Genomic DNA, 3765 nt, shown 5'->3' on the forward strand with positions numbered 1-3765 from the left:
TCGCCACCAGCCCACCAAGCTGCACTTGCGGACGTTTATCACCGAGCGCTACAAGCTCACGCTCTACCGTGGCGAGACGTTCGGCGAGCTCTTTGACCTGCAAGACGACCCCGGCGAGCTCCACAACCGCTTCGCCGACCCAGACTACGCGACCGTCAAAGCCCAGCTTATGGAGCAGTGGCTCCAAGCCGAGATAGCCCGCGAGCCGACACGCTTCCCACGGATCGCGGGCGCATAAAAACAAGGCTCAGCAGGGAGTGTTCCTCCCTGCTGAGCCTCAAACCCAGATACAGAAGCTACGGCTTGTACCCCTCGATGGAGAACACTGAGAACCACTGCTGGACACGCAGAGCAAAACTCTCCACAGGATCTACACCGCCATTGAACTGGTTCACTACTTATGCGCCCACAAAATATCGCCGTTTCCCGCAACCAACTGAAGTTTGCCCTCAAAAGACAGGTGCAGTTTGGCGGTGGGATCGCGCCGGGTGACAGGGGCGGTCCAAACCGCCACCCCTTTATCGTTGTAGGCACTAAGGCTCCCATCGGCTCGAAACTCCACGCGATCTACACCCGGTGCAGCAGGATCACCGAAATTGGGGATGACCTGATTCGTTCCCCAAACATAGACCCCGTCTTTGACGATCATGAGATTGCCATCCATACCAACCACGAGCATGTGATTACCGGAGGGCGAGGTGAGCTTCATCCCTTTTTTGAGAACAGTTCCCGCGTTCAAGGGAAGCTTTGTTGCTGCGGCGAGTGTTTGCACGGGCACAGTGTCTCTTTCCGAGGGGAGATCGGCGAGCTTTCGGGTGCGGCAGTAGGCACTCAGAGTGGCGCGGTTTGCCTGATTGCCCTTCGAGGTCCAGGGCTTGTCCTGGCTGTCAAAGACACCACTAATATCGCCACTGAGCGCCTGAGTTCTCGTATTGAGGGTTATGTCCAGATCGGTTTTTGATCCGGGATTGATGTCACAGTGATCATCGTTGTTCAGATCCTCATCCCATACCTCGATATGGATATCCACACTCTGCTTGGTATCATCCACAAACTTTAACGTGTCCCAGGGATTACCCACACGCTCTTTATTTTGGTAGCAGTTCTCCACGAGCGTCATTCCATCAATGGTGATCTTGGCGAAGAAATCGGCGGTTCCCAGTGAGTCAATCTTGGTCTCGAAGAAGCCGACGGAGAGCTCTTTGATCTCCGTACTACGCACCACGACCACCTGCTTTCGGATAGGAATATGTACGACCTCGGGGACGGAGACGGACGATGGTTGATCCGTGCTGAGATCCTGCCGTCCCCTCCCATCAGCAGTCGTGAGCCTGAAGACACAGTTGCGCCGTGTCGCCTCGTTGACATCGAGGACAGCACCGGCACTTGGAAGAAAAGGCTCGGTGAACCGTCCCATAGGAAACGCGATCCAGGCGGCGACGGCAGCGACCCACTCGGCACTACTCCCACTGCCCTTCCCCTTCCAGTGGCCGTCGTTGTCCCCCTTAGCCACCCACTCGGAGACGCGGAAGGCGGAGCGCATGCCCATACTGAGCTGCGTACGCTCCCCACTACCGAGGTTGAGGCCCTTGGCTTGGTTCCAGATCGCGGGGTCGACCTCGTTGACCCACAGCCGGATCTGGTTTACCCACTGGCGCGAGGCGGCGTAGGCGAAGACGTAGGAACGATGGAACTCGGGGCGGGACTGGGAGTCGTGGTTCATGCCGTAGCCGTAGTCGCCGTGATCGTTGGCGTTACCCTTGCCCGTGTTGGGGTAGTTTCCGGTGCGAACGCCATCGCGTTTTTTGCTATCAAACCAGGTGACGGTCGCGTAGTCGGAGCCTGCAGGACTAGGGTGAGTCTCGACCCAGTTGGAGTGGGTATAGAAGTCCTGAACCGCGTGCAGGCTCATCCCAATGAGAACGATCAGCTTGAAGGCATCTTTCTCACGGGCAGCCTCTTGCACCGAGATCTTGGTGTTGACGGTCAGTCGGTCCCAGTAGTTGGACACGCGGCTTGAGGTTGTCAAGCCATCGAAGTGGAGCTGTTCCAGGCTTTTCTCCCCACCACGAAGGACTTTTGTCGTAGGGCTGTTGGAGTAGTAGTCCACCAGCCAGTTCTCTAGCTGTGCGGTGCGGTTCGCGTCCGTGCTAAACCCAACCTCCCGCAGTACCTCGTCGGTTAAGTCCTGGTGTGGCCCCGTGTCGAATGCCCGCGCTGCGGGCGTCCCCAGTAGCACCAGCGCTACGAGAAGACCAATACTTTTCCATCTCTTCATAAACATTTGAAATATCTCTTTCTACATCGGAGGTCAGGAGGCTTTAGGAACGGGCGCTAGGGCACTCAACGCGCGCCGTGCTACGGTGCCGCCGATAAACACCACTACCGCTACAGGCTTTACTTCCTCCGCCGAGCTACTTAAGCCGGAGGAGGAAGTCATTCCTCTATGCTTGATTACCTTAGGGAGAGTAACCGACGCAGCTCCACAGCGCGCTGGCGGACGATCTCCATCCGGTCAGAGCGCCGATCCACCTGGCCCATCGAACCCTGCGTCGCGTACTTTCGGTCGATAAGTTTGAACTTGGCGTCGCGCTTAACGATCCAGGCACGTTGCTCTTTTTGTAGATCCTTCCACTGCGACGCGGGAAGCTTCTTGGAGAGTGCCTGGTAGACCCGATTGAGCTCGTTATCCCAGAGTCTGTAACCCTCAATCATCGCCGCGTTCATCCCCCCCGTCGTCGAGTCCCTCTCCAAAAGAGCATCGATCTTTCGGTCAATGTCTGTCTTGTCTTGTATCAATTTTCTTCTCCTGTCGAAATCGCCGAGCCAAGCAACGGTCAGTAATAGTGAGGTTCTACGGATATATTTCTATATCGAGCCTTTTGAAAAACGGTCTTGGTGTTCGTCGTTGTTGTCGTTACGGGTGTCGTTGTTGGCGAGACAAGGTCGCGGGGGCAGAATTCGCTTCTACCCCCACGACGCGATGTCCCTACCGCCCGTGTGGTAGGTGGACGAGAACGAGGGCTAGAGGCCCTTGGTCTTCGCGTCTTTCTGGATGCCAGTCAGCTTTGCATTAGTCAGACCCGCCCCCGTCAGATCCGCCCCACGCAGATCCGCCCTAGACAGAATGACCTTAGTCAGATTCGCCACACGCAGATCCGCCCCAATCAGCTTCGACTGACGCAGATCCGCATTCATCAGATTCGCAAAACTCAGATTCGCCTTAGTCAGATTCGCATCACCCACATACGCCTTCGTCAGATTTGCCTGACGCAGATCCGCGTTACTCAGAATCGCAAAACTCAGATTCGCCCCTGTCAGATTCGAATTACTCAGATTCGAATTACTCAGATTCGCCTTACTCAGATTCGCATTAGTCAGAACCGTAGCCCGTATAGTCGCCCCAGTCAGATTCGCCTCACTCAGAACTGCCCCAGTCAGATTCGCGTCAGTCACTTCCGCCTTAGTCAGATCCACCTTAGTCAGATTCGCCCCAACCAGATGCGCATTAGTCAGATTCGTATTACTCAGATTCGTATTACTCAGATCCACCCCGGGCAGATACGCCCCACGCAGGTTCTTCTCTCCCGCCTTTGCTTTTTTTAACCAACAGGCTATTCGCTGCGGTTCAGCACTAATTTTGCTGCAGTCCTGTGCCGCGCCGGTCTGTGCCGCAGCGGGTCGTAAGAGTACCTGCCCGATCATCACGCCCTGGATCAGCAGGAGGGTGGCAAGTACCCGAAAAGGTGCTTTCTGAAAAACGGT

The 3765-nt window shown here is 56.0% G+C and carries 4 protein-coding genes; 1 reads left to right on the forward strand and 3 read right to left on the reverse strand.

Annotated features, from left to right (window positions below; translation table 11 throughout):
- The coding region (locus RMO15_RS25025) for a sulfatase/phosphatase domain-containing protein (RefSeq protein WP_309719074.1) at positions 1 to 238 on the forward strand (238 nt) is incomplete at its 5' end.
- A 156-nt stretch (positions 239 to 394) separates the two neighbouring features.
- Here RMO15_RS25025 and RMO15_RS25030 read toward each other — a convergent pair.
- The 3 genes from RMO15_RS25030 to RMO15_RS25040 form a co-directional block, all read right to left on the reverse strand.
- On the reverse strand, positions 395 to 2278 hold the full coding sequence (locus tag RMO15_RS25030) for a C2 domain-containing protein (RefSeq protein ID WP_309719077.1): 1884 nt from the start codon (positions 2276 to 2278) through the stop codon (positions 395 to 397).
- 176 nt (positions 2279 to 2454) lie between these two features.
- Positions 2455 to 2799 (reverse strand): lysozyme inhibitor LprI family protein, encoded by a 345-nt coding sequence (locus RMO15_RS25035; protein WP_309719080.1) that lies wholly within the window; start codon positions 2797 to 2799, stop codon positions 2455 to 2457.
- Between the two features lie 225 nt (positions 2800 to 3024).
- The coding region (locus tag RMO15_RS25040) for a pentapeptide repeat-containing protein (RefSeq protein ID WP_309719083.1) at positions 3025 to 3765 on the reverse strand (741 nt) is incomplete at its 5' end.

It is taken from the genome of Armatimonas sp. (assembly GCF_031410135.1).
Lineage (GTDB): Bacteria > Armatimonadota > Armatimonadia > Armatimonadales > Armatimonadaceae > Armatimonas.